At 59.1% G+C, this 23,255-nt stretch carries 22 protein-coding genes; 10 read left to right on the forward strand and 12 right to left on the reverse strand.

The features are described from left to right. Positions 1–92: 92 nt before the first annotated feature. The 6 genes from msrQ to BUB69_RS25055 all read right to left on the reverse strand — a co-directional run bounded on the left by msrQ (position 93) and on the right by BUB69_RS25055 (position 6,076). Positions 93–713 (reverse strand): protein-methionine-sulfoxide reductase heme-binding subunit MsrQ, encoded by a 621-nt coding sequence (msrQ, locus tag BUB69_RS25030; RefSeq protein WP_073172116.1) that lies wholly within the window; start codon positions 711–713, stop codon positions 93–95. Then, positions 713–1,726: a protein-methionine-sulfoxide reductase catalytic subunit MsrP gene (gene msrP, locus BUB69_RS25035; RefSeq protein ID WP_073172120.1), complete on the reverse strand. Its 1,014-nt coding sequence runs from the start codon at positions 1,724–1,726 to the stop codon at positions 713–715. The genes msrQ and msrP overlap by 1 nt, the downstream gene beginning before the upstream one ends. 63 nt (positions 1,727–1,789) lie before the next feature. Continuing rightward, the gene (gene pssA, locus BUB69_RS25040) at positions 1,790–2,647 is read right to left on the reverse strand and encodes a CDP-diacylglycerol--serine O-phosphatidyltransferase (protein ID WP_073172123.1); all 858 of its coding nucleotides are present in this window, start codon (positions 2,645–2,647) and stop codon (positions 1,790–1,792) included. 147 nt (positions 2,648–2,794) lie between these two features. Continuing rightward, complete coding sequence (ilvC, locus tag BUB69_RS25045) at positions 2,795–3,811, reverse strand: ketol-acid reductoisomerase (protein WP_024689077.1); 1,017 nt, start codon at positions 3,809–3,811, stop codon at positions 2,795–2,797. Between the two features lie 46 nt (positions 3,812–3,857). Next, entirely contained in the window at positions 3,858–4,349 is a 492-nt protein-coding gene (gene ilvN, locus BUB69_RS25050) for an acetolactate synthase small subunit (protein ID WP_004879902.1), read from the reverse strand. Positions 4,350–4,351: 2 nt separating this feature from the next. Next, entirely contained in the window at positions 4,352–6,076 is a 1,725-nt protein-coding gene (locus BUB69_RS25055) for an acetolactate synthase 3 large subunit (RefSeq protein ID WP_024689078.1), read from the reverse strand. A 398-nt stretch (positions 6,077–6,474) separates the two neighbouring features. On the opposite strand from BUB69_RS25055, the gene BUB69_RS25060 reads away from it, so the two are divergent. Continuing rightward, complete coding sequence (locus tag BUB69_RS25060; protein WP_073172126.1) at positions 6,475–6,906, forward strand: DUF4124 domain-containing protein; 432 nt, start codon at positions 6,475–6,477, stop codon at positions 6,904–6,906. Positions 6,907–6,918: 12 nt separating this feature from the next. On the opposite strand, the gene BUB69_RS25065 is transcribed toward BUB69_RS25060, so the two are convergent. Genes BUB69_RS25065 through mrcB form a run of 3 tightly spaced genes read right to left on the reverse strand, consistent with a single transcriptional unit; the run spans position 6,919 to position 10,335 of the window. Next, the gene (locus tag BUB69_RS25065; protein ID WP_073172129.1) at positions 6,919–7,248 is read right to left on the reverse strand and encodes a YqcC family protein; all 330 of its coding nucleotides are present in this window, start codon (positions 7,246–7,248) and stop codon (positions 6,919–6,921) included. Continuing rightward, entirely contained in the window at positions 7,248–7,958 is a 711-nt protein-coding gene (locus BUB69_RS25070; protein WP_245825326.1) for a tetratricopeptide repeat protein, read from the reverse strand. Before BUB69_RS25070 ends, BUB69_RS25065 begins: the two co-directional genes overlap by 1 nt. A gap of 55 nt (positions 7,959–8,013) precedes the next feature. After that, positions 8,014–10,335 (reverse strand): penicillin-binding protein 1B, encoded by a 2,322-nt coding sequence (mrcB, locus tag BUB69_RS25075; RefSeq protein WP_073172135.1) that lies wholly within the window; start codon positions 10,333–10,335, stop codon positions 8,014–8,016. Positions 10,336–10,466: 131 nt separating this feature from the next. Here mrcB and BUB69_RS25080 point away from each other — a divergent pair, with 131 nt between their 5' ends. Then, positions 10,467–12,005: a bifunctional aminoglycoside phosphotransferase/ATP-binding protein gene (locus BUB69_RS25080; protein ID WP_073172138.1), complete on the forward strand. Its 1,539-nt coding sequence runs from the start codon at positions 10,467–10,469 to the stop codon at positions 12,003–12,005. A 96-nt stretch (positions 12,006–12,101) separates the two neighbouring features. Beyond that, the gene (locus BUB69_RS25085; RefSeq protein ID WP_073172141.1) at positions 12,102–12,446 is read left to right on the forward strand and encodes a pentapeptide repeat-containing protein; all 345 of its coding nucleotides are present in this window, start codon (positions 12,102–12,104) and stop codon (positions 12,444–12,446) included. A 345-nt stretch (positions 12,447–12,791) separates the two neighbouring features. Here BUB69_RS25085 and deoC read toward each other — a convergent pair whose 3' ends face one another. Then, positions 12,792–13,562, reverse strand: a complete 771-nt coding sequence (deoC, locus tag BUB69_RS25090) for a deoxyribose-phosphate aldolase (protein ID WP_073172144.1) — start codon at positions 13,560–13,562, stop codon at positions 12,792–12,794. Positions 13,563–13,821: 259 nt separating this feature from the next. Here deoC and BUB69_RS25095 point away from each other — a divergent pair, with 259 nt between their 5' ends. Beyond that, positions 13,822–14,160: a Rieske (2Fe-2S) protein gene (locus BUB69_RS25095; protein WP_073172146.1), complete on the forward strand. Its 339-nt coding sequence runs from the start codon at positions 13,822–13,824 to the stop codon at positions 14,158–14,160. 29 nt (positions 14,161–14,189) lie between these two features. On the opposite strand, the gene sfsA is transcribed toward BUB69_RS25095, so the two are convergent. Further along, complete coding sequence (gene sfsA, locus BUB69_RS25100) at positions 14,190–14,903, reverse strand: DNA/RNA nuclease SfsA (RefSeq protein WP_073172149.1); 714 nt, start codon at positions 14,901–14,903, stop codon at positions 14,190–14,192. Next, entirely contained in the window at positions 14,903–16,075 is a 1,173-nt protein-coding gene (locus BUB69_RS25105) for a pyridoxal phosphate-dependent aminotransferase (RefSeq protein WP_073172151.1), read from the reverse strand. The genes sfsA and BUB69_RS25105 overlap by 1 nt, the downstream gene beginning before the upstream one ends. Before the next feature lie 350 nt (positions 16,076–16,425). Here BUB69_RS25105 and dksA point away from each other — a divergent pair, with 350 nt between their 5' ends. The 6 genes from dksA to BUB69_RS28695 all read left to right on the forward strand — a co-directional run bounded on the left by dksA (position 16,426) and on the right by BUB69_RS28695 (position 22,966). Then, the gene (dksA, locus tag BUB69_RS25110) at positions 16,426–16,866 is read left to right on the forward strand and encodes an RNA polymerase-binding protein DksA (protein ID WP_073172154.1); all 441 of its coding nucleotides are present in this window, start codon (positions 16,426–16,428) and stop codon (positions 16,864–16,866) included. Positions 16,867–17,032: 166 nt separating this feature from the next. Continuing rightward, complete coding sequence (gene gluQRS, locus BUB69_RS25115; protein WP_073172158.1) at positions 17,033–17,920, forward strand: tRNA glutamyl-Q(34) synthetase GluQRS; 888 nt, start codon at positions 17,033–17,035, stop codon at positions 17,918–17,920. A 98-nt stretch (positions 17,921–18,018) separates the two neighbouring features. Then, positions 18,019–18,195 carry a hypothetical protein gene (locus BUB69_RS25120; RefSeq protein WP_004879930.1) on the forward strand — a complete coding sequence of 59 codons (177 nt, stop codon included), beginning with the start codon at positions 18,019–18,021 and terminating at the stop codon, positions 18,193–18,195. Next, positions 18,179–21,133, forward strand: a complete 2,955-nt coding sequence (locus tag BUB69_RS25125; protein WP_122697099.1) for a sensor histidine kinase — start codon at positions 18,179–18,181, stop codon at positions 21,131–21,133. Before BUB69_RS25120 ends, BUB69_RS25125 begins: the two co-directional genes overlap by 17 nt. A 22-nt stretch (positions 21,134–21,155) precedes the next feature. Beyond that, positions 21,156–22,589 carry a sigma-54-dependent transcriptional regulator gene (locus BUB69_RS25130; RefSeq protein WP_073172166.1) on the forward strand — a complete coding sequence of 478 codons (1,434 nt, stop codon included), beginning with the start codon at positions 21,156–21,158 and terminating at the stop codon, positions 22,587–22,589. Positions 22,590–22,615: 26 nt separating this feature from the next. Beyond that, positions 22,616–22,966 carry a hypothetical protein gene (locus BUB69_RS28695; RefSeq protein WP_141121909.1) on the forward strand — a complete coding sequence of 117 codons (351 nt, stop codon included), beginning with the start codon at positions 22,616–22,618 and terminating at the stop codon, positions 22,964–22,966. Positions 22,967–23,255 lie beyond the last annotated feature (289 nt).

The raw sequence follows: 23,255 nt of genomic DNA on the forward strand, positions 1-23,255 counted from the left end.
TAACTCATTGAATCTCAAGGCTTTTTCGTTTCCGTCTGCGCCGGAAGTGGGGCGAATTATAGACACATCACAGAGCGCGTCAACAGCTAATTTCAGGTTTTTACCGGCCGATTTGTCCTGAGTGCACCGAGACGGGGGATTCGCCTAGCAATCATTGGGATTCTAAGGATCAGCAGCCCGCCTCCGATGGCCGCATATAAGGCCCACTCCTTGAGATCGGCACGGACAATCCAGAACATATGCAGCAAACCCAAGCCAAGAATCACGTAGGTCAGCCGATGCAGCTTCTTCCATCGCGCGCCCAGTCGACGCTGACTATAGCGATTAGATGTCACTGCCAGCGCCAGCAGACAGAGAAATGCGAGCGCGCCAACAATGATGTAGGGCCGCTTGACCAACTCCACACCCAATTGCCCGAAATCCAGCCCCAGAACAAAAAGCGTGTACATGGTCATGTGCAACACGACGTAGGCAAAGCACCAAAGCCCTAATTGCCGGCGTACCACGATCCAGAAAGGCCAGCCGCTCAATCGCTGCAGCGGCGTCATGGCCAACGTGATCAGCAACAGTATCAGCGCCCCTAACCCGAAGTTCTCAACCAGCGCCTTGCCCGGATCAGGACCGAGCGCAAATATCCAGGCCTGATAGAGCCAGAGAACGGGCGCAACGCATGCAGCCAGAAATACGCAGAGACGCAGCAAGGGATAACGCATCAATAGTCCTTCCGCAGATCCATGCCGGTATATAGAGAGGCGACCTCTTCCTCATACCCGTTGAACATCTTCGTATCCCGGACATTAGGACTGAACAGACCGCTCGGCAGCCGCCGCTCACGGGCCTGTGTCCAACGGGGGTGATCCACAGTCGGGTTCACGTTGGCATAGAAGCCGTACTCATTGGCCGCAATGCTTTGCCAGGTCGTCTTGGGCTGCTCGCTGACCAGACTGATGCGCACAATCGACTTCACGCTCTTGAAGCCATACTTCCAGGGCACGACCAATCGTAGCGGCGCGCCATTCTGATTGGGCAACTCTCGCCCATACATGCCCACCGCCAGGATCGCCAGCGGGTTCATCGCCTCATCCAGACGCAGCCCTTCTACATAAGGCCAGTCGATAAGGGCGAAATCGGAACGCTGCCCCGGCATGGACTTGGAATCTTCCAGCGTCTCGAAACGAATGTACTTGGCCTTCGAGGTCGGCTCTACCTGCTTGAGCAAAGCCGAGATAGGAAACCCGATCCAGGGAATAACCATCGACCAGGCCTCGACGCACCGCAGACGGTAGATGCGCTCTTCCAATTGATAAGGCTTCATGAAGTCTTCGAGGGCATAGCGACCCGGCTTGCCGACCTCACCATCAATCACCACGCTCCATGGCTCGGTCTTCAGGGAGCCCGCGTTTTTTGCAGGATCGCCCTTGTCCGTCCCGAACTCATAGAAGTTGTTGTAGTGGGTCGCATCCTTGAAGGGTGTAATCGCCTCATCTCTGACGTTAACCGCCTGCCACTTCGTCGCGGGCAGTTTGTCGGCAAACCAGCCTGGCGCTTTGCCTGCTTCGACATCGGCGTAACGCGAGGGGTCGGCGGCACTGGCCCAGCGCGGCAAGGCACTCACCGCCAATCCGGCAAGCGAACTGGCCAATAGCGTGCGGCGAGAAAGGTAAATGGATTCAGGCGTTACGTCGGACTCTTTGGAGTCGGACGCAGAAGGAAGCTTGATTAGCATGATGACTCCGCAGCCTAGGGGAACTGATGCACCAATAGACTACGGAGTATGGGGGAAATTAGATCAATTTGAGGATTTGTGACGACGAAGGCGCAACAAATACTGAGCAGGGCCGGATAGCGCGTAGCCGAGGAATATCAGCAGCAGAATGCGAGGCGGATCACTGAATACCACCGCGAATACCAAAACCACTGCAAGAATGGCAACGAACGGCACGCGTCCTCTCAGATCCAGCTCCTTGAAGCTGTTGTACTTGATGTTGCTGACCATCAGCATGCCAGCACCGGCTACCAGCAGCGCGACCAGGAACGACAGCTTGGACCCTTGAATGCCGAAGTCACTGAACGCCCAGACAGTACCCGCCACCACACCTGCCGCAGCCGGACTGGCCAGACCGATGAAGTAGCGCTTGTCGGCCTTGCCCACTTGCGTGTTGAAGCGCGCCAGACGCAACGCCGCGCCTGCGACATAGATGAAGGCAACCATCCAGCCGACCTTGCCCATATCCCCGAGCGCCCAGCCGAATGCCAGCAAGGCAGGAGCCACACCAAAGGCGACCATGTCGGACAGCGAATCGTATTCGGCGCCGAAGGCGCTTTGCGTATTGGTCATGCGCGCCACACGACCATCAAGCCCATCGAGCACCATGGCCACGAAGATGGCGATGGCGGCAAAGGCAAAATACTTGCTGGCTCCAGCCGCATCGCCAGCACTCAAGGCACTTTGAGCGCTCATGGAACTGATGATGGAGTAGAAGCCCGCAAACAGATTCGCGGTAGTGAACAGGTTCGGCAGTAGATAGATACCGCGATGACGGACCTTGCGCCCTTCGGCGTCGTGCCCTTCTTCAACGTGTTCATCGATGGGTAGCAGACTTTCAGCGTCAGAGGCCTTGATCGGCTCTTCAGGACGTTCGCTCATGGACATTACCTTGCAGCGGTTTGAAAAGGTTCGACAGATGTCTGCGACGAGGGTTCGTCCGCAAACGATGCAGCTTTATACCAGAGCCTGACCCCATAACGAAAAAACGCGGCCCATTGGCCGCGTTTTTTCATGAACCGGAAAAGATCAGTTCTTTTCTTTGTCGACGATTTTGTTCGCCGCGATCCAAGGCATCATCGAGCGCAGTTTCTCGCCGATGATTTCGATGCCGTGCGCTGCGTTGTTACGACGCTTGGCGGTCATCGATGGGTAGCCGGTCGCGCCTTCGCTGATGAACATCTTGGCGTACTCGCCGTCCTGGATGCGCTTCAGAGCGTTACGCATGGCCTGACGGGATTCGGCGTTGATGACTTCCGGGCCGGTCACGTACTCGCCGTATTCGGCGTTGTTGGAGATCGAGTAGTTCATGTTGGCGATACCGCCTTCGTACATGAGGTCAACGATCAGCTTCAGCTCGTGCAGGCACTCGAAGTAGGCCATTTCTGGCGCGTAACCGGCTTCAACCAGCGTTTCGAAGCCAGCCTTGACCAGCTCGACAGTACCGCCACACAGAACAGCCTGCTCGCCGAACAGGTCGGTTTCGGTCTCGTCCTTGAATGTGGTTTCGATGATGCCGGTACGGCCGCCACCAACGCCCGAAGCGTAGGACAGAGCGACGTTCTTGGCGTTGCCCGAAGCGTCCTGGTAAACCGCGATCAGGTCAGGAATACCGCCGCCCTTGACGAACTCGGTACGCACGGTGTGGCCTGGAGCCTTCGGCGCGATCATGATCACGTCCAGGTCCGCGCGTGGCACGACCTGGTTGTAGTGAATGGCGAAACCGTGGGAGAAGGCCAGCGTTGCGCCCTTCTTCAGGTTTGGCTCGACTTCGTTCTTGTACAGCTGGGACTGGAATTCGTCCGGGGTCAGAATCATGACCAGGTCGGCAGCAGCAACGGCGGAAGCAACGTCAGTCACTTTCAGGCCATGAGCTTCAGCTTTGGCGACAGTGGCCGAACCTTTGCGCAGGCCAACAGTGACATCAACGCCGGAGTCTTTCAGGTTGCACGCTTGAGCGTGGCCCTGAGAACCGTAACCGATGATGGCAACTTTCTTGCCCTGGATGATCGAAAGGTCGCAGTCTTTGTCGTAAAAAACTTTCATGGAATTCCCCTGTTATCTTGGCCGTTCAGGCCATTTGCTTAATGAGTTAAACGCTCAGCACTTTGTCGCCACGGGCAATGCCCGTCACGCCACTGCGTACTGTTTCCAGGATGGCGGCGGTGCCGATGGCCTGAATGAAGCTGTCCAGTTTGTCGCTCGTACCGCTCAACTGCACGGTATAGACGCTGGCGGTCACGTCGACGATCTGCCCGCGGAAGATATCCGTGGTGCGTTTGATCTCGGCACGCTGCGCACCGGTGGCCTTGACCTTGACCAGCATCAGCTCACGCTCGATGTGCGCGCTTTCCGAAAGGTCGACCAGCTTGACCACTTCAACGAGCTTGTTGAGGTTTTTGGTGATCTGCTCGATCACCTCGTCATGGCCCACGGTGGTCAGCGTCAGACGCGACAGGGTCGGGTCCTCGGTCGGCGCAACCGTCAGGCTTTCGATGTTGTAGTTACGCTGCGAGAACAGCCCGACGACACGAGACAATGCACCCGGTTCGTTTTCCAGCAGTAAGGAAATGATGTGCCGCATGATTATGTCCGCTCCGTCTTGCTCAACCACATATCGCGCATGGAGCCGTCCTTGATCTGCATCGGATAGACGTGCTCGGTTACATCGACCTGGATGTCGAGGAAGACCAGACGGTCTGTCATGGCAAAGGCTTCTTCCATCTTCGGCTTCAAATCTTTCAGATCAGTGATGCGCATACCGACATGGCCATAGGCTTCGACCAGCTTGACGAAGTCAGGCAGCGATTCCATATAGGAATGCGAGTGACGTGCGCCATAGCTCATGTCCTGCCACTGGCGAACCATGCCCAGCACACCGTTGTTGAGCAGGATGATCTTCACAGGCAGACCGTACTGCAGGCAGGTCGACAGCTCCTGGATGTTCATCTGGATGCTGCCTTCGCCAGTCACACACGCAACGTGCGCATCCGGGAAGTTCAGTTTGACGCCCATGGCTGCCGGGAAACCGAAGCCCATCGTGCCCAGGCCGCCAGAGTTGATCCAGCGATTAGGCTTGTTGAAACGGTAGTACTGAGCCGCGAACATCTGGTGCTGCCCCACGTCCGAGGTGACGTAGGCGTCGCCCTTGGTGACTTCGCACAGTGTTTCGATCACGGTCTGCGGCTTGATCACCGAGCCATCGCCGCGGTTGTACGGGAACAGGTCGCCACCGGCGCGCCATTCGTCAATCTGCTTCCACCAGGCAGCAACGGAGGCTTTGTCCGGGGTCTCGCCGATTTCCTTCAACGTGGCGACCATCTCGGTCAGTACGCTTTCGACAGGGCCCACGATTGGCACGTCGGCCTTGATGGTTTTGGAGATCGATGCCGGATCGATGTCGATATGAATGATCTTGGCATTCGGGCAAAACTTGCTCGCTCCATTGATCACTCGGTCATCGAAGCGCGCACCGACTGCCAGGATCACGTCGGTGTGGTGCATCGCCAGGTTGGCGGTGTAGCTGCCGTGCATGCCAAGCATGCCGACGAACTGACGATCCGTGCCCGGATAGCAACCCAGGCCCATCAAGGTGTTGGTGACCGGCGCATTGAGCAGTTGAGCCAACTCGGTCAGCGGCGCCGAACCGTTGCCCATCACCACACCGCCGCCGGCGTAGATGATCGGACGCTTGGCGGCCAGCAGCATCTCGACTGCCTTGCGGATCTGGCCGGAGTGGCCACGAACCGCCGGGCTGTAGGAACGCAGCTTGGCTTTCTTGGGGAAAACGTATTCGAATTTCTCGGCCGGGTTGGTCATGTCCTTCGGAATATCGACGACGACAGGACCAGGACGGCCGGATTGCGCCAGGTAGAACGCTTTCTTCAGGACTTCCGGGATTTCCGAAGCGTGCTTGATCATGAAGCTGTGCTTCACGATCGGGCGGGAGATACCGATCATGTCGGTCTCCTGGAACGCGTCGGTGCCCACCAGCGTACTGGCAACCTGACCAGACAGAACCACCATCGGGATGGAGTCCATGTAGGCCGTTGCAATACCGGTAATTGCGTTGGTTGCTCCCGGACCGGAAGTCACCAGCACCACGCCCGCCTTGCCGGTTGCACGGGCATAGCCGTCGGCCATGTGCGTGGCAGCCTGCTCGTGACGAACAAGGATGTGGCTTACGGCCGGTTCTTTGAACAGCGCGTCGTAGACATGCAGAAGGGCACCACCCGGGTACCCGTAGATGTGCTCAACGCCTTCGTCACGCAAAAAGCGGACGATCATTTCAGCGCCAGATAAAAGCTCCACGTTGTTCACCTCTAAAACGCCAGAATACCGCCCACTCCGGGACGGGTCTTTATAGGTTTACTGCCAAGCAGAGCATGAGCGACGGTGGTCGCCGACTACGTCAGCACTGACTGAGCAAGTATTGGGATATCCCTGAGTGTTGCGGAACATTCCCACCCAGCGCGAGGTAACGCGTTGCGGGTGTTACAGGTCGGCGCGGGTGTGCGCCTCATGATCTACCGAGAGGGTCTGCTTCTGGCAGTCCTTCTACAGCGAACTTTGGATTGTTGTGATTCGCCCTCCTCAAGTCAAGTCATCGTTGAGCTTTCTTGCGACCAAGTTCCTGAAATTGCACTGTTTCAGACGCACGCGCACCGTTATGGTAGCGTTTGGGGGCATAGACATTTCAAGGAAACACCATGCAATGGATGATATTCGCTGCCGCACTGGCAATGTCAGCGAGCGCAACCACTCAGGCAGCGCCCATCTACAAGTGGGTAGACGCCCAGGGCGTGACGCATTTCGACGCCCAGCCACCCACCGGCAAAGACGCGCAACAGATCAATGTGCAGACACCCCAGCCTGCCGTGACACCTGCGCCACCTTCAGCACCTAAACGTCCAATCGACACGCAGCAGCGCGCCGCCGACGAAAAGGTGCGGGCACAGGTGAAAGCCGAGGAAGCGAAACGGGAAGAGAACTGCGCGACCCTGCGCACCAATCTCGCGCAGTTGCAAATCAATCCGCGGGTGCGCGAGCAGGTGGACGGTGAAACCAGGCGCCTGACGGACGAAAACCGCAAGACCCGTATTGCCGAGACCGAAAAGACCCTCTCCGAGTACTGCAACTAGGCCGTGGCCCGGTCAACGGGCTTCGGTGATCAACTGGTCGAATCGAGCCAGGCTTTGTTGCAGCAGGCGGGTTTCACCCAGACGCCCGGAATAGACCATCTCGGCCATTTCCAGAATGCCTGAGGCATTGGGCAGCGGAAGATCACGTTCGAGTATGATTTTCATCCTCGGCAGGAAAATCCACTGCAACCACTGCGCGAACTCAAGGGTGTCCACACAGAAAGGCTCCTGACTGGACAGCGCCTGTTCGCTGGGCGGCGTGGTATCCCACCAGCCCAGCACACGCAGTTCTCGCTCGATCAGCAACAACTGCTCTGCGACTTCAGGAAAACGCTTGTCCATCAGCGAGCCTTTTGACGCGCCAGCGCGGCGCCAGCCGAATCACCCTGCTTCTCGCGGGATTGAGCGATCAGCTCCCACAAGCTTGCCTGAAGACTCGCACGCCCGTTGGCGTAAGTCAGACCACGGCGAGCCAACTGCTCAGCCTGAGCGGCGTCGCCCTGGGCCAGCCGCACCTGCGCAAGGCGATAAAGCACTTGCGGCTCACGAGGGGCCACGCGTTGCGCACGCTCAAGGCTCGACGAAGCGCCGTTGAGATCACCGCCACTTTGTTGCTGCTGCGCAGTGGTCAGCAAAGCCAGCACAGGGCCATCAAGCTGCTCATCCTCGGAAAGCCCGCCGCCGCTATTACCGGATGGAATCCCGCTTGGCGCAGAGGCCGCAGGAATGCTGTAACTGTTGTTGTTCATCGGCGCGGAGTTGATCGGCGGCTGATTCACAGGCGCAGTGTCGACAGGCTGGCTATCCACGCTGAAAGGCGCCTGACTGGCCGGCGCTGAAAAGCTCTGCCCCGAATCGCTGCCACCTGCGCCCGGAACCATCACCACCACACCCGAATCCTGAGGCACGGCCTGAGGTTGCTGGGTCTGTACGGTGTTGGTCCGGTTCACGCCGCTACGGGATGCCGAAACACGCTCGCCGTTGGAGACTTTCGAGCTCGAATCCACAACCGGAATCGAGCCGCGTTGCACGCTGGCACAGCCGTTGAGCAATGCCAGAGCTGTTAAAGCGGGTATCCACCATTTATTCACTTCAAACCCTCATTGCTTAGTTCAACCAACCCTTGACCCAGTCCATCACCTCAGTGGCAGGTGCCGGAGTGCCGCCACATGTGGCGCCGGGCTGGGGTTCACTGCCGCGAATATACGGCATCTGTACAGCATTCGGGCAGCTGGCATCCGATCCCTGACCAGTCTGGGCGTTGACCCAGGCCTGAACCACGTTGTCCGGCATCGCCATGTCCAGCGGCAGTGGATCGGCTTTGCGCATGAAACTGGTCCAGACCTGCAAGGCACCAGTGGCACCGGTAAACGGCGTCTTGCCGTTGTCGTCGCGCCCCATCCATACCACGGCCAGTAAGTCCTGGCTGAAGCCTGCGAACCAGCTGTCACGAGAATCGTTACTGGTGCCGGTCTTGCCCGCCAGGTTCAACGAACTCGGCAATACGCTGTAGACCGACTTGCCGGTACCTTCACGCATGACGCGCTGCATTGCATTCTGGACCAGATAAATGGCACCCGGATCGAAGCGTTGTTCGATCTGGAACGGATAGCGCTTGAGCGGCTCGCCTTCGGCAGTCAGCACGCTGCGAATACCGCGCATTGGCGTGTTGAACCCGCCACTGGCGATGGTCTGGTACATGGTGGCGACCTCCATCGGGCTCAACCCGCCAGCCCCCAGCAGCATGGACGGATAGGCAGGCCACTCGCGCGTCACGCCAAGCTTTGCAAGGGTCTTGAAGACGTTTGGAATCCCCAGATCCAGACCCAGCTTGGCAGTGGACAGGTTGTAGGAATGCGCCAGCCCCTGATAGAGGAAGATATTGCCGTGGGATTTGCGATCGTAGTTCTGCGGCTTCCAGATCTGGCCATCCGCGCCCTTGACCTGGAACAGCTCGTCGGCGATCCAGCTGGTCAACGTGTACTGGCTCGGGCGCTCCAGCGCAGTCAGATAAATGGCTGGCTTGACCAGCGAGCCAATCGGACGGACCGCATCAATGGCGCGGTTGAAGCCCGCAAACCCGGCCTGACGACTGCCGAGCAGGGCTTGAACTTCACCGGTTTCAGGGTTGGTCACAACCATCGCGGCTTCGACTTCGTCCGCCCCCTTGCGCCCGGACAGACGCTTGAACGTATCGTCCATGGCCGCCTGAGACTTCATCTGCAGGATCGGATCGAAGCTGGTAAAGATACGCAGCCCTTCCTCGGTCAAGTCTTCATCGCGATAGTCTTCGCGCAGTTGACGCTTGACCAGATCCAGGAAGCCGGGGAACGAGCTGTCGGCCAGAGAGCCGGTCTTGGTCACGCCCAAGGGCATTTTCTTGGCGGCAGCCACGACGTCGGCCGTGGCAACGCCCTGCTGCTCGAACAGATCGAGGACCAGATTGCGGCGCTCAAGCGCTCGTTCGGGGTTGCGACGCGGGTTATAGAAGGATGGCCCCTTGACCAGTCCGACCAGCATCGCGACTTGATGAATTTTCAGTTCCGACAACGGCTGGCTGAAAAAATACTGGCTGGCCAATCCGAAGCCGTGGACCGCGCGCTGACCGTCCTGGCCCACGAACACCTCGTTGAGGTAAGCCTCCAGAATTTCCTGCTTGCTGTAATGAATCTCCAGCAAGACGGCCATCATCGCTTCGGTCAGCTTGCGCGTGAGGCTGCGCTCGTTGGTCAGGTAGAAGTTCTTGACCAACTGCTGGGTCAGCGTACTGCCGCCCTGACGCATCTGGCCTTGCGAGGTATTGACCCAGATCGCGCGGGCAATCGACTTGGGCGATACACCGAAGTGATGATAGAAATCGCGGTCTTCGACCGCCACCAGCCCATCGAGCAGATAAGGCGGGGCCTGATCGAGCTTGATGAGAATCCGGTCTTCCAGGTTTTTCGGATACAGGCCGCCAATCAGCAGCGGCTCGAGCCTTGCCACGGCGAGCTTGCCGCCGTTGCCCGATGACAAATCAGCGACATAGTCGCCTGAGAAACGCACACGAACCTGCTGTGCCGGGTCCGTTCCTTCATAGAACTGAAAACCTCGGGTATTCAGGTCGACGGTGTTGCCGTTGACCGCAGCCGCGCCCGGACCATTGGCTACGCTTTCGCGACGATAACCCAGCGCATCGAGTTCGATGAGAAAGTCATCGCGGCTCAGCTTCTGGCCGACGAACAGCTCCAGCGGCCGCGCATAGACCTTCGCGGGAATCGTCCAGCGCTTGCCGGAGAATTTCTCCTGAACAATCGCATCAAGGTAGATAGCCAGACCGGCCAGGAGCACCAGGCCGACAATACTGAGCTTCAACGCCCAGCCCAGCCACTTGCGCAGGCTGCCGGACGGTTGTTTTTTTGCGGGACGGGAAGTACGGGATCGAGTCATGGGCGCGGATTATACGCACTTTGCAAGGCTTCGACAGACACCCGACTCGCCGGTTTGCAGCCTTGCGTCAAGCGGCCATAATGGCGGCATAGAGCAGTTACATTTTTGAGTCCATTCTTGAAGGATCGTCCGTGAGCCAGTCTCTCATCGCAGCCCTGCAGAACCCCGCCCTCTTCCCCCATCCGGTTGAAGAGTTTCAGGTCATCGAAACGCACATTTCCTGGGTCCTGCTCACCGGACCTTACGTCTACAAGTTCAAGAAACCGGTCAACTTCGGCTTTCTCGACTTCACAACGCTGGCGCTGCGTGAACACTTCTGCAACGAAGAACTGCGTCTGAATCAGCGTCTGACCGACGATCTTTACCTTGAAGTAATACCGGTCACCGGCTCGGTCGAAGCCCCACAACTGGGCGGCAGCGGTGAAGTCATCGAATACGCCCTCAAGATGCGCCAGTTTCCGCAAAGCGGCCTGCTCAGCACGCTGCAGGCCAATGGAGAGCTGACAACCGGGCATATCGACGAGCTGGCAGCGCAGATTGCCGGGTTTCACCTGAAAGCTCCGCACGTGACCTTCGAGTCGGAACTGGGTTCGCCTGAAAGCGCGATGGCGCCAGTCGTGCAAAACTTTGAGCAAATTCGTCCTTTGATCAGCGAAAAATCTGATCTGACACAGCTGGATGCTCTACAAGCCTGGGCAGAGTCGAGTTTCGAGCGCCTCAAACCTCTGCTGGCACAGCGTAAAACGGACGGTTTCATCCGCGAATGCCACGGTGATATTCACTTGGGCAACGCCACGCTGATCGAAGGCCGGGTGGTGTTGTTCGACTGCATCGAATTCAACGAACCGTTTCGCAAGACCGACGTTTACGCAGACATCGGCTTTCTGGCCATGGACCTGGAAGATCGCGGCCTGAAGTCGCTGTCTCGGCGCCTGATCAGCCAATATCTGGAAAAGACCGGCGATTATGAAGGTCTGGAGTTGCTGAACTTCTACAAGGCTTATCGGGCCATGGTGCGTGCCAAGGTTGCGCTGTTCAGCCAACCTGCCGACGCCGATGGTGTGCAGCGCGCAGCAACCCTTCGCCAGTACCGCAACTACGCGAATCTGGCCGAAAGCTACAGCGCCATCCCATCGCCTTTTCTGGTCATCACCCATGGCGTATCCGCTGTCGGCAAAAGCCACGTCGCGATGCGCCTGGTCGAATCGCTGGGTGCGGTACGCCTGCGCTCGGACATTGAACGCAAGCGCATGTTCTCCCAGGAAAGCTCGGCACTCTATGGCGAGCAGGCCAGCAGCGCGACGTATGCCCGCCTTCACGAGCTGGCCGGCAAGACGCTACGCGCCGGGTTCTCGGTGGTGATTGATGCAACCTACCTTAAACATGAACAGCGTAAAGCCGCTGCCAAGGTCGCCGAGACCACGGGCGTTCCGTTTCTTATCCTCGACTGCGAGGCCCCGGATGCGGTAATCGCGGGCTGGCTTGAGCAGCGCCAGGCGCAAAACGATGACCCTTCGGATGCGACGATGGACGTCATCAAGGCCCAGCAAGCCAATCGCGAGCCACTCACCGCTGAAGAAATCGCCTGCAGCAAACAGGTGGCGACCCATCAGAGCGGCGACCTGGATCAACTGATCGAGCACTTGCGCCAACGCCTTCCAGGGCTCTGAGTCGCCGGCTCAGCCGTTGGGCAGGTAATGCTTCACGGCTAAACACTGGTGGCGATATACTGGCGCCATAATTCCAACGCAACCCTCGAGGCCATCATGAGCCAGCCCAAACAGATCGACTCACCGCTTTACATGATGTTGCGTAAAGACGACGTCGAAGGCTTCAACCAGGAGAGGCCGAAGACCGGCACGATCGACATGGCCGGCGGCGATTTTCGGGGTCTGGATCTGCGTGAACTGGACACCACAGGCATCGACTTCACCGACGCCTACTTCCGTTCCGCCGATCTGCGTGGCCTGGATCTGCGCAATACGCCGATGGAGGGCGCGAGCATCGCCCACGCTCAGATTTCGGGGGCATTTTTCCCGGCTGAGCTGACGGCTGACGAGATTCTGATGTCGGTGAATTTCGGTACCCGTCTGCGCTACCGCACTCGCTGAGCCCAATAGGTCCTGCCCCGGCATGCGCAACGCATGCCGGGGCAGCGCGGCTGCGTGTACCTTTACCTTGCAAACCTCTCTGCTTCAACGCTCCCTGATCCACTACCCGACCAGCGCCGTGCTATTGCACAGGTCTTGAGCTGACGGCCGCGCGCTGGAAAACAGGTGTTGACTTAGAAATGAGAATCGTTATGATTATCACATCCGGTCGCGAGACTGGACGATACCTGAAAGACCTTGGTTCGGACTTTCAGATTATCTCCTCATCAGGCTAATCACGGTTTTTGACCCGGCTTTTTGCCGGGTCTTTTTTTGCCCGCGAAATAGCCCCAGTCCACCGCCCCTTCAGTTGGCCGACTGATGCACACCCAGGTGTACCAGCAGATCATCCAGCAGACTCGACGCCCCCAGACGTACGCGATCAGCGCTTGTCCATTGTGCGCCGAAACGTGCCTGGGCCAATTGCATGAAAAGCCGGGCGTCTTCCAGCGTACGAATGCCACCCGCCGCCTTGAATCCGGCCTGCCCGCCCACTTCGGCAATGGACTCGAGCATGATGCGCGCCGCTTGGGGCGTTGCATGAATGACGGCCTTGCCGGTACTGGTCTTGATAAAGTCGGCACCTGCCTCGATCGCTGTCTGACCGGCAGTACGAATGAGCTGGGGATCACGCAACTCTCCAGTCTCCAGCGTTACCGTTAGTCTGATGCCCTTGGGGCAAACGGCCTTGCAGGCCGAGATCAGGTCCAGGCCTATTTGCAGATCACCACTGAGCAGTGCGCGAAACGGGTAGACCACGTCGATTTCGTCAGCCCCTGAAACAATCGCCGCACGTGTCTCGGAGGCAGCAGATTCGATAATCACTCCTCCATGGGGGAAATTGACCGCTGCCACGACGCTCACTGAATGAGCCATCAACCGATCCAGCGTCGTGCGCGCCAGGCACACGAAGCGCGGAGAAACGCAGACCGCGGCCACCGGCCCCAGAGGCGTCAATGCACGTTGGCAAATGCCCATGACGCGCTGCTCGGTGTCGTCATTGTTCAAGGCGAACAACTCCAGCAATGCAATGGCCTGACGTGCCAGTTGCTCGTTATCCGGGGTAATCGTATTCATGCCGTTTCACTCTTAAAAACATGAGCGGGACGATATATGACGCGCCGCTTGAAGGGCCCGCCGTCCGACACTAAGAGAGAGGTACTACGCCAACATGAGAAGAGTCCGACTCAATCATTGAGCGGGAGCCGAACCCATGACGTCCCGCTCCCCCTCAGGCCTGGAGGGGAAATCCGACAGCGCGATTCGTGCCTTGACCTGCCACACTAACCCGGTCTCGTCATAAGAAAACGTCGATGAACACCACCATGGAGGCCGTTTGAAATTACTTTGCCCATCAAGCTATCTGGCCGAGTCGCAGAGCCGAGGCCTTGAAGTCGATGACATCAGGTTGCTGGCGGTGCGTCGGCACGGCGAGGTCTTCGTCTACAAGAACCGCTGCCCGCATCGTGGCGTCGCCCTGGAGTGGCAAGCGGACCGGTTTCTGGACAGCAGCGCCAGCCTGATCCAGTGCGCCACCCACGGCGCGCTGTTCCTGATTGAAAATGGCGAATGTGTTGCCGGACCTTGTGAGGGGCAGTCATTGACAGCAGTGGCGTGCCGCGAGGATGAGCAGGGCATCTGGGTAGCCCTGCCCGCGAGCGCCGAGAACCCATAAAGCACGTGGAGGACGCGCTTCACGCCGGATCACCTCGTCCACTGCACCTGCAAGCGCCGATCGATGCGGATAGCCTGCGGCGTCAACTGCACGCCATAGGCCAGGATCTCCACGCCGGCGTCGATGGCATCGCGCAGCGCAGCGGCATAAGCCGGGTCGATCTCCTCTGCTGGGCGTACCGCTTCGATTCCCGTCAGATTGCAGCAATACAACAGCACTGCACGCACGCCTTCTCGCGCCAACGTCGCCAATTCACGCAGATGACGAGCGCCACGCTGGGTCACAGCGTCCGGAAATGCCGCAACGTCGGTGCCGTCGAAACCCAACGTTACACTTTTAACTTCAAGGTACAGAAAGCCTTCGGGGTATTCGAGCCGAAAGTCCACACGGCTTTTTTCCTGCCCGTAAGCCACCTCGCGCTTGAGCGCGGTGAACCCGGCAAGCTCGCTGATCACGCCTGCGCGCAGCGCCTCCTCTACCAGCGTGTTGGCGCGGCCGGTATTGATGCAGGCAAAACGTCCCTGCGGCGTCTCGCTGATTTCCCAAGTCCCTGGCAGCTTGCGTTTGGGGTCACTGGAGCGACTGAACCACACGCGCCCGCCCGGCATCATGCAATTGAGCATCGAGCCGGTATTGGGGCAGTGAATGGTCAGCAGCTCGCCGCTGTCGGTTTCGATGTCGGCGAGAAAACGTTTGTAACGAACAATCAGGCGACCCTGCTCCAGTTCAGGCGAAAAACGCATCAGGCACTCCAACTGCGCAGGCCGCGTGTGATGCGCTCGACGGCTTCCTGCAACCTGGGCAGGCTCTGCGTGTAGGCAAAGCGCACGTGATGCCCGGCCAGATGACGTCCGAAGTCCAGCCCCGGTGTGAACGCCACATGTTCGGTTTCCAGAAAGTGCCGGCAGAATGCGAACGCATCGCCACCGAAGGCGCTGATATCGGCGTAGAGGTAGAAAGCGCCCTCTGGCTCGACGGCGATACCAAAGCCCAGCTCACGCAACGCCGGTAACAGAAAGTCGCGGCGACGCCCGAACTCTTCGCGGCGCTGCTCCAGAATCTCCAGCGTTTGTGGCTCGAAACAGGCGAGCGCTGCGTATTGCGCCATGCTCGGCGCGCTGATGTAGAGGTTCTGAGCGAGCTTTTCCAGGTCCGCCACCGCATCGTCGGGCGCAACCAGCCAGCCCAGACGCCACCCTGTCATGCCAAAATATTTTGAAAAACTGTTGAGCACGAACGCGTCGTCATCCACTTCCAGCACGCTGCTGGCATCCACGCCGTACGTGAGGCCGTGATAGATCTCATCCACCACCAGATGCCCATCGCGCGCTTTGAGCGTCTGCGAAAGCGCCGCCAGCTCGTCGCGGTGCAGCAACGTGCCGGTCGGGTTGGCCGGCGATGCCACCAATGCGCCCACGCTGTCGCCATTCCAGTGCCGCTCGACCAGCTCGGGGGTCAACTGGTAACGCTCCTCAGGGCCTACTGGCACCAATTGCGCACCGCCTTCGACCAGCCGCAGGAAATGCCGGTTGCACGGGTAGCCAGGGTCAGCGAGCAGCCAGTGTTTGCCCGGATCGACCAGCAGACTGCTGGCCAGCAATAACGCACCCGAACCGCCTGGCGTGACGAGAATCCGTTGCGGGTCAATACTGATCTTATAGCGCTGCGCATAGAAACCGGAGATGGCCTCACGCAGCTCGGGCAGGCCCCGGGCAGCGGTGTAGCGCGTCTTGCCGTTGGCCAACGCGGCCTGACCTGCAGCAATGATCGGGTCGGCCGTGGTGAAATCAGGCTCGCCTATTTCAAGGTGAATGACATCGTGCCCCATGGCCTGCAGTTCGTTGGCCCGCGCCAGCAGCGCCATGACGTGAAAGGGTTCGATGGCACGACTGCGCGCGCTGTAAGGCTGGGCCATGGGTCTTCCTTTATGGAGAAGGCGTCTAGAAATATGTCTGTCATGACAGAGGGGCACGATTCTACCCAACCCCAGACCTGCGGTGCGCTAAATGATCCGCCAGGGCGTATCGATAAATCCGAAAGAAAAGAAAGCTACGACGGCCGCCAAAGACTAGAGTTCATTTAAGACACGGGCAGTTTCGTCACGGTCGTCCCTGCAAGCGGACCGCGTCGTCATGCTCGACAACCGGGAGTAGCGCACTCCGATTTGATCTGGTAAGTTCGCCCGCTTGCAGCTGCAGGGCCGACGGGTGTCGGTGATGGAACAATCCTGCGCAATAGATTAGAAGAGTGAGAGGCGGTCCCTACATGCCCACCCCAGAAAAGCAACAGAACCATCTAATCAGCGGCTTCGAACCCTACGTTGCAACGCAGGGTGAGGAGTACATGGGCAAGCCCATGCGTGCGCACTTCACCAAGATCCTGAACAAGTGGAAACAGGACTTGATGCAAGAGGTCGACCGCACGGTAGACCACATGAAGGACGAGGCAGCCAACTTCCCTGATCCAGCGGACCGCGCCAGCCAGGAAGAAGAGTTCAGCCTGGAACTTCGTGCCCGTGATCGCGAGCGCAAACTGATCAAGAAGATCGACAAGACGCTGCAACTCATCGAAGACGAAGAGTACGGCTGGTGCGAGTCCTGCGGCATCGAGATTGGCATCCGTCGCCTCGAAGCACGCCCGACCGCAGACCTGTGCATCGACTGCAAGACCCTTGCAGAGATCAAGGAGAAGCAGGTCGGTAAATGACCTGTCAGGGCCTGCCTTGAATGAAAAAGACGCTTCGGCGTCTTTTTGCTTTTAGCGGGTTAACCAGCGTGTTCGCGAACGCCCGGCCCGTGTCGGCCGGCCGGCTTCAAAAACGCCCTCCTGCCGCGCTTGATAGCCCAGCCTGAGCCCCAGTACCATCCGGCCCATGAAAAAATCTGCCTATATCGGGCGCTTTGCGCCAACGCCCAGCGGTTATCTGCACTTTGGCTCGCTGGTGGCGGCGCTTGCCTCGTACCTTGATGCACGTGCCGCAGGCGGCCAGTGGCTGATGCGCATGGAGGACCTGGATCCGCCCCGTGAAGTGCCGGGCGCACAAGTCGCGATTCTCGAAACGCTGGAGCGCTACGGCTTTGAATGGAATGGCGAGCTGATCCGCCAGAGCGAACGCCACGACGCGTACGCCGCCGTTATCGACCGTTGGTTCAGCCAGGGCCTGGCCTATGCCTGCACCTGCTCGCGCAAACAGCTCGAAGCGTATCAAGGCGTGTACCCGGGATTGTGTCGCAACGCAGGCCACTCGCCCCAGGACGCGGCCATACGCCTTCGCGTGCCGGAACTGGAGTATCGCTTCGAAGACCGGGTGCAGGGCACCTTCCGCATGCACCTGGGCAATGAAAGCGGGGACTTTGTGATTCGTCGACGCGATGGCCTGTACGCCTATCAGCTGGCCGTCGTCATTGATGATGCCTGGCAAGGTGTGACCGACATCGTGCGCGGCGCGGATCTGCTGGATTCGACACCGCGCCATTTGTACCTGCAGGAATTGCTGGGCATCGCTGCGCCGCGCTACCTGCATGTGCCCTTGATTACCCAGCCGGACGGCCACAAGCTCGGCAAGTCCTACCGCTCCCCGCCACTCCCTGCCGACCAGGCCACGCCCTTGCTGCTGCGCGCATTGCGGGCGCTGGGCCAGCCGACCGACTCACACCTGACTTATGGAACACCTCAGGAGGTGCTGGCCTGGGGTATTGCGCACTGGAACGCCGATCTGATCCCCCGACAGCGCAACATTGAAGAAGCCCGGATAGACTGAGCCAGAGCGGTTGCCGAAAACTACTGCTTATGGCTACTTGCAGCTTGTCACGCATCCGTTACCATGCCGCTCCTTATCTACCAGCGCAGGGAGACCAGATGTACATATACCGGTTGGTTTTGCTTCTGGTGGTAGGTATTTACCTTTTTTCTCCGGCCATCATGGATTGGTGGATCGACGCAACAGGCGCCTGGTATCGGCCCTACTTGCTGTGGCTGATCCTGATCGTGGTGACCTTCATTCTGCAAAGCCAGCGAGATGCCGATGAGCTTTAGCCTGTCGCAGATGTTGCTGGTGAGCGCCGGCTATCTGCTGGTGCTGTTTGGCGTGGCCTGGGTCAGCGAACGCGGCCTGATTCCGCGCGCAATCATTCGCCACCCGCTGACCTACACCTTGTCGCTGGGCGTGTACGCCAGCGCCTGGGCGTTTTATGGCACGGTCGGTCTGGCCTACCAATACGGCTATGGGTTTCTGTCCAGCTATCTGGGTGTTTCCGGGGCGTTTTTGCTGGCCCCCGTCTTGCTCTACCCGATTCTGAAAATCACGCGCACCTATCAGTTGTCATCGCTGGCCGACCTGTTTGCGTTCCGCTTTCGCAGCACCTGGGCAGGTGCGCTGACCACGGTGTTCATGCTGATCGGAGTACTGCCGCTGCTGGCGTTGCAGATTCAGGCCGTGGCGGACTCGATCAGCATCATGACCCGCGAGCCCGTACAGGATCGGGTGGCCGTGGCTTTTTGCGCGATCATCATGCTGTTCACGATCTTCTTCGGCTCACGGCATATCGCAACCCGTGAAAAACACGAAGGGCTGGTCTTCGCCATCGCTTTTGAATCGCTGATCAAGCTGATCGCTCTGGGCGGTGTCGGCCTGTATGCGCTGTACGGCGTGTTCGATGGCCCACAACAGCTGGAACTGTGGCTGCTGCAGAACCAGACCGCCCTCGCCTCGCTGCACACGCCACTGCAGGAAGGCCCGTGGCGCACGCTGCTGCTGGTGTTCTTTGCGTCAGCCATCGTCATGCCGCACATGTACCACATGACGTTCACCGAAAACCTCAATCCGCGTTCGCTGGTCAGCGCAAGCTGGGGCCTGCCGCTGTTCCTGCTCTTGATCAGCCTGGCCGTGCCGCTGATTCTCTGGGCCGGGCTCAAACTCGGTGCGACCACCAGCCCCGAATACTTCACCCTCGGCATCGGCATTGCCGCCAACAAACCGGCCCTGGCGTTGCTCGCCTACATTGGCGGACTGTCAGCGGCCAGCGGATTGATCATCGTCACCACGCTGGCACTGTCAGGCATGGCGCTCAACCATCTGGTGCTGCCGCTTTACCAGCCTCCGGCCGAAGGCAATATCTACCGCTGGCTGAAGTGGACGCGACGCGGACTGATCGTGGCGATTATCGCTGCCGGTTATGGTTTCTACCTGATGCTGGGGGCGCAGCAGGATCTGGCCAATCTGGGCATCGTCGCGTTCGTCGCAACCCTGCAGTTCCTACCGGGCGTGCTGTCAGTGCTGTATTGGCCAACCGCCAACCGGCGCGGCTTCATCGCAGGCCTGCTGGCCGGGATCGCGGTCTGGGTAGTGAGCATGCTGCTGCCACTGATCAGTGGCCTGCAGGGCTTCTACATTCCACTGCTGAACATGATCTACGTGCTGGACGACACCAGTTGGCACATGGCGGCCATTGCCTCGCTGGCCGCCAACGTGCTGCTGTTCACTCTGGTATCGCTGTTCACCAACGCCAGCGCCGAGGAAGTCAGCGCTGCGGAGGCCTGCGCTGTGGACAACGTGCGCAGACCGCAACGCCGCGAGCTACACGCCGTGTCCCCGCAGGAGTTCGCCACCCAACTGGCCAAACCGCTGGGCGCGAAGGCTGCGCAGAAAGAAGTCGAACAGGCCCTGCGTGATCTGTATCTGCCGTTCGACGAACGCCGGCCTTATGCACTGCGTCGGCTGCGCGACCGTATCGAGGCCAACCTGTCCGGCCTGATGGGCCCAAGCGTCGCCCAGGACATGGTGGAAACCTTCCTGCCGTACAAATCGGGCAGCGAAAAATATGTCACCGAAGATATCCACTTCATCGAAAGCCGGCTGGAAGATTACCACTCGCGCCTGACCGGGCTCGCCGCCGAACTCGACGCCTTGCGCCGCTACCATCGGCAGACCCTGCAGGAGCTGCCAATGGGCGTGTGCTCGCTGGCCGAGGATCAGGAAATCCTGATGTGGAACCGCGCGATGGAAGAACTGACCGGCATCGTCGCGCAGCGCGTCGTGGGCTCGCGTCTGGAAACCATCGCCGAGCCATGGAAAGGTCTGCTGACCGGGTTCATCAGCGTCCCCGACGAACACTTGCACAAACAGCGACTGGCCCTGGACGGACAGACGCGCTGGCTCAACCTGCACAAAGCGGCGATCAACGAACCGCTCGCCCCGGGCAACAGCGGCCTGGTGGTGCTGGTCGAAGACCTGACCGACACGCAGATGCTCGAAGACAAGCTGGTGCACTCGGAACGCCTCGCCAGCATCGGGCGACTGGCAGCGGGCGTCGCCCACGAAATCGGTAACCCGATCACCGGCATTGCCTGCCTGGCGCAGAACCTTCGGGAAGAGCGCGAAGAAGACGACGAACTTAAGGAAATCAGCAGCCAGATTCTCGAACAGACCAAACGCGTGTCGCGTATCGTGCAGTCGCTGATGAGCTTTGCCCATGCCGGTGCTCATCAGCACAGTGACGAAGCCGTCTGTCTGGCCGAAGTGGCGCAGGATGCCATCGGCCTGCTGGCATTGAACCGACGCAACTTCGAAGTCCAGTTCTACAACCTGTGCAACCCCGAACACTGGGTCGATGGCGACCCGCAGCGGCTTGCGCAAGTGCTGATCAACCTGCTCTCCAACGCGCGCGATGCTTCGCCCGCCGGCAGCGCAGTGAGGGTCAAGAGCGAGGCCTCCGAACACACTGTGGACTTGATCGTCGAAGACGAAGGCAGTGGCATCCCCAAGGCAATCATGGACCGATTGTTCGAGCCATTCTTCACCACCAAGGACCCCGGTGAAGGAACAGGACTGGGCCTTGCGCTGGTCTATTCCATCGTTGAAGAGCATTATGGACAAATCACCATCGACAGCCCGGCCGACCCCGAGCACCAGCGTGGTACCCGTATCCGGGTGACTCTGCCACGCCATGTCGACGCGACGTCCACCGCGAACTGAGACCGTCGAGAGAACTGAATCAATGCCGCATATTTTGATCGTCGAAGACGAAACGATTATCCGCTCAGCCCTGCGTCGCCTGCTTGAACGCAATCAGTACGAAGTCAGCGAAGCCGGCTCTGTTCAGGAGGCTCAGGAGCGTTTCAGCATCCCGTCGTTTGACATGATTGTCAGCGATCTACGACTGCCGGGCGCGCCCGGTACCGAACTGATCAAACTTGGCGAAGGCAAGCCGGTGCTGATCATGACCAGCTACGCCAGCCTTCGCTCTGCAGTTGACTCGATGAAGATGGGCGCGGTGGATTACATCGCCAAGCCTTTCGATCACGATGAGATGCTGCAGGCCGTTTCACGCATCCTGCGTGATCGCCAGACCGTGACCAGCCTGCAGGCTGAACGCAGCGCCATGGGCAAAGCCGGCGCTACCGAGAAAGGCGCCGCACCCAACAGCAATGGCGAGATCGGCATCATCGGTTCCTGTCCGCCCATGCTCGATCTGTACAGCAAGATCCGCAAGGTCGCGCCAACCGACTCCAACGTTCTGGTGCAAGGCGAGTCGGGTACAGGTAAAGAGCTGGTCGCCCGCGCGCTGCATAACCTGTCGCGTCGCGCCAAGGCACCGATGATTTCCGTCAACTGTGCCGCCATCCCGGAATCGCTTATCGAGTCCGAGCTGTTCGGCCACGAGAAAGGTGCATTTACCGGTGCCAGCGCCGGACGTGCCGGACTGGTTGAAGCCGCAGACGGCGGCACGCTGTTTCTCGATGAAATCGGCGAACTGCCTCTGGAAGCCCAGGCGCGCCTGCTGCGCGTGTTGCAGGAAGGTGAAATTCGCCGCGTAGGTTCGGTGCAGTCGCAGAAAGTCGATGTACGGCTGATTGCGGCAACCCACCGCGACCTCAAGACGCTGGCCAAGAACGGCGAATTCCGTGAAGACCTTTTCTACCGTCTGCACGTGATCGCGCTCAAGCTTCCGGCATTGCGTGAGCGCGGCAGCGATGTACTGGAAATTGCCCGTGCCTTTCTGGCACGCCAGAGCGCCAAGGTCGGCCGGAACGACCTGACCTTTGCCCCTGACGCCGAGCAAGCCATTCGTCACTACAGCTGGCCCGGAAACGTACGCGAGCTGGAGAACGCCGTGGAGCGTTCGGTCATTCTGTGTGAAAACCCGGAAATCACCGCCGACCTGCTGGGTATCGATATCGAACTGGACGGCCTGGGCGACGACGAGTACATGGGCCTTTCGCCCCTGTCCAACGGCGCGACCTCGACCAACAACGAGCCGACCGAGGACCTGTCGCTGGAGGATTATTTCCAGCACTTCGTCCTTGAACATCAGGACCACATGACCGAGACCGAGCTTGCCCGCAAACTCGGGGTCAGCCGCAAATGCCTGTGGGAACGCCGCCAACGCCTGGGGATTCCCCGTCGCAAAGGTGTGGCCAACGAAACCTGAGTGTCTGCGCAAGGCTCTGGCACGCAGTGCTCAGCGCTTTGCGCAAACTGTTACCTTCTTCGCCTCACGTAACAAAAGCCGGGTCTTACGGTAACGAAGCCCCGGCTTTTTTACGCCTGCCGTGGCCGGAAAAAACCAGCAAAGTCCCGGTTTACGGGGCTTTGCCAAAGTTGGCACAGGTTCTGCTATATCTCTGGTACAAGAAGAACAACAAGCAGTACGACACCCATAACAAGAACAACACGAATCGACTCACGCATAACAAGAACAACACGGCGGAGGCGCAGCTAACTGATTCTTTTGGAGAGGAGTTGTATTTGGGGCTAGCCCCGCAACCAGGCCGAGAACAACAAAAACTACCCTTAGGTAGCGCCTGAACTGGTTGGATCGAACGATCATTGCAACGCAGCGACCAAAGCAATCCGTTTGCTCTTGACTCCCGATTGGGAGGTTTCACAGACGAAAGTCTCGTGAATGGGCACTCAACAAAAACAAAAAGCCCGTACAGAAAACAATAATAAAGAGCACACACTTTGGGGGAGCTTCGGCTCCCCCAGTAGCTTCCACGGTAAAAGCAGACCGTACTTTCTCCCTTCCGCGACAGCTTCCTACACCATCCCTCGACTAAATGCTAGAATCCCCGCCCATCATGCGGTCATTCCACGT

The sequence above is a fragment of the Pseudomonas asturiensis genome (assembly GCF_900143095.1).
In the GTDB taxonomy this organism is placed as follows: Bacteria; Pseudomonadota; Gammaproteobacteria; order Pseudomonadales; family Pseudomonadaceae; genus Aquipseudomonas; species Aquipseudomonas asturiensis.

What these genes read in the sequence shown, in the direction of transcription:
- msrQ (WP_073172116.1), bottom strand. Translation starts at nt 713, where the DNA reads ATGCGTTATCCCTTGCTGCGTCTCTGCGTATTTCTGGCTGCATGCGTT.
- msrP (WP_073172120.1), bottom strand. Translation starts at nt 1,726, where the DNA reads ATGCTAATCAAGCTTCCTTCTGCGTCCGACTCCAAAGAGTCCGACGTA.
- pssA (WP_073172123.1), bottom strand. Translation starts at nt 2,647, where the DNA reads ATGAGCGAACGTCCTGAAGAGCCGATCAAGGCCTCTGACGCTGAAAGT.
- ilvC (WP_024689077.1), bottom strand. Translation starts at nt 3,811, where the DNA reads ATGAAAGTTTTTTACGACAAAGACTGCGACCTTTCGATCATCCAGGGC.
- ilvN (WP_004879902.1), bottom strand. Translation starts at nt 4,349, where the DNA reads ATGCGGCACATCATTTCCTTACTGCTGGAAAACGAACCGGGTGCATTG.
- BUB69_RS25060 (WP_073172126.1), top strand. Translation starts at nt 6,475, where the DNA reads ATGCAATGGATGATATTCGCTGCCGCACTGGCAATGTCAGCGAGCGCA.
- BUB69_RS25065 (WP_073172129.1), bottom strand. Translation starts at nt 7,248, where the DNA reads ATGGACAAGCGTTTTCCTGAAGTCGCAGAGCAGTTGTTGCTGATCGAG.
- mrcB (WP_073172135.1), bottom strand. Translation starts at nt 10,335, where the DNA reads ATGACTCGATCCCGTACTTCCCGTCCCGCAAAAAAACAACCGTCCGGC.
- BUB69_RS25085 (WP_073172141.1), top strand. Translation starts at nt 12,102, where the DNA reads ATGAGCCAGCCCAAACAGATCGACTCACCGCTTTACATGATGTTGCGT.
- deoC (WP_073172144.1), bottom strand. Translation starts at nt 13,562, where the DNA reads ATGAATACGATTACCCCGGATAACGAGCAACTGGCACGTCAGGCCATT.
- sfsA (WP_073172149.1), bottom strand. Translation starts at nt 14,903, where the DNA reads ATGCGTTTTTCGCCTGAACTGGAGCAGGGTCGCCTGATTGTTCGTTAC.
- BUB69_RS25105 (WP_073172151.1), bottom strand. Translation starts at nt 16,075, where the DNA reads ATGGCCCAGCCTTACAGCGCGCGCAGTCGTGCCATCGAACCCTTTCAC.
- dksA (WP_073172154.1), top strand. Translation starts at nt 16,426, where the DNA reads ATGCCCACCCCAGAAAAGCAACAGAACCATCTAATCAGCGGCTTCGAA.
- gluQRS (WP_073172158.1), top strand. Translation starts at nt 17,033, where the DNA reads ATGAAAAAATCTGCCTATATCGGGCGCTTTGCGCCAACGCCCAGCGGT.
- BUB69_RS25120 (WP_004879930.1), top strand. Translation starts at nt 18,019, where the DNA reads ATGTACATATACCGGTTGGTTTTGCTTCTGGTGGTAGGTATTTACCTT.
- BUB69_RS25125 (WP_122697099.1), top strand. Translation starts at nt 18,179, where the DNA reads ATGCCGATGAGCTTTAGCCTGTCGCAGATGTTGCTGGTGAGCGCCGGC.
- BUB69_RS25130 (WP_073172166.1), top strand. Translation starts at nt 21,156, where the DNA reads ATGCCGCATATTTTGATCGTCGAAGACGAAACGATTATCCGCTCAGCC.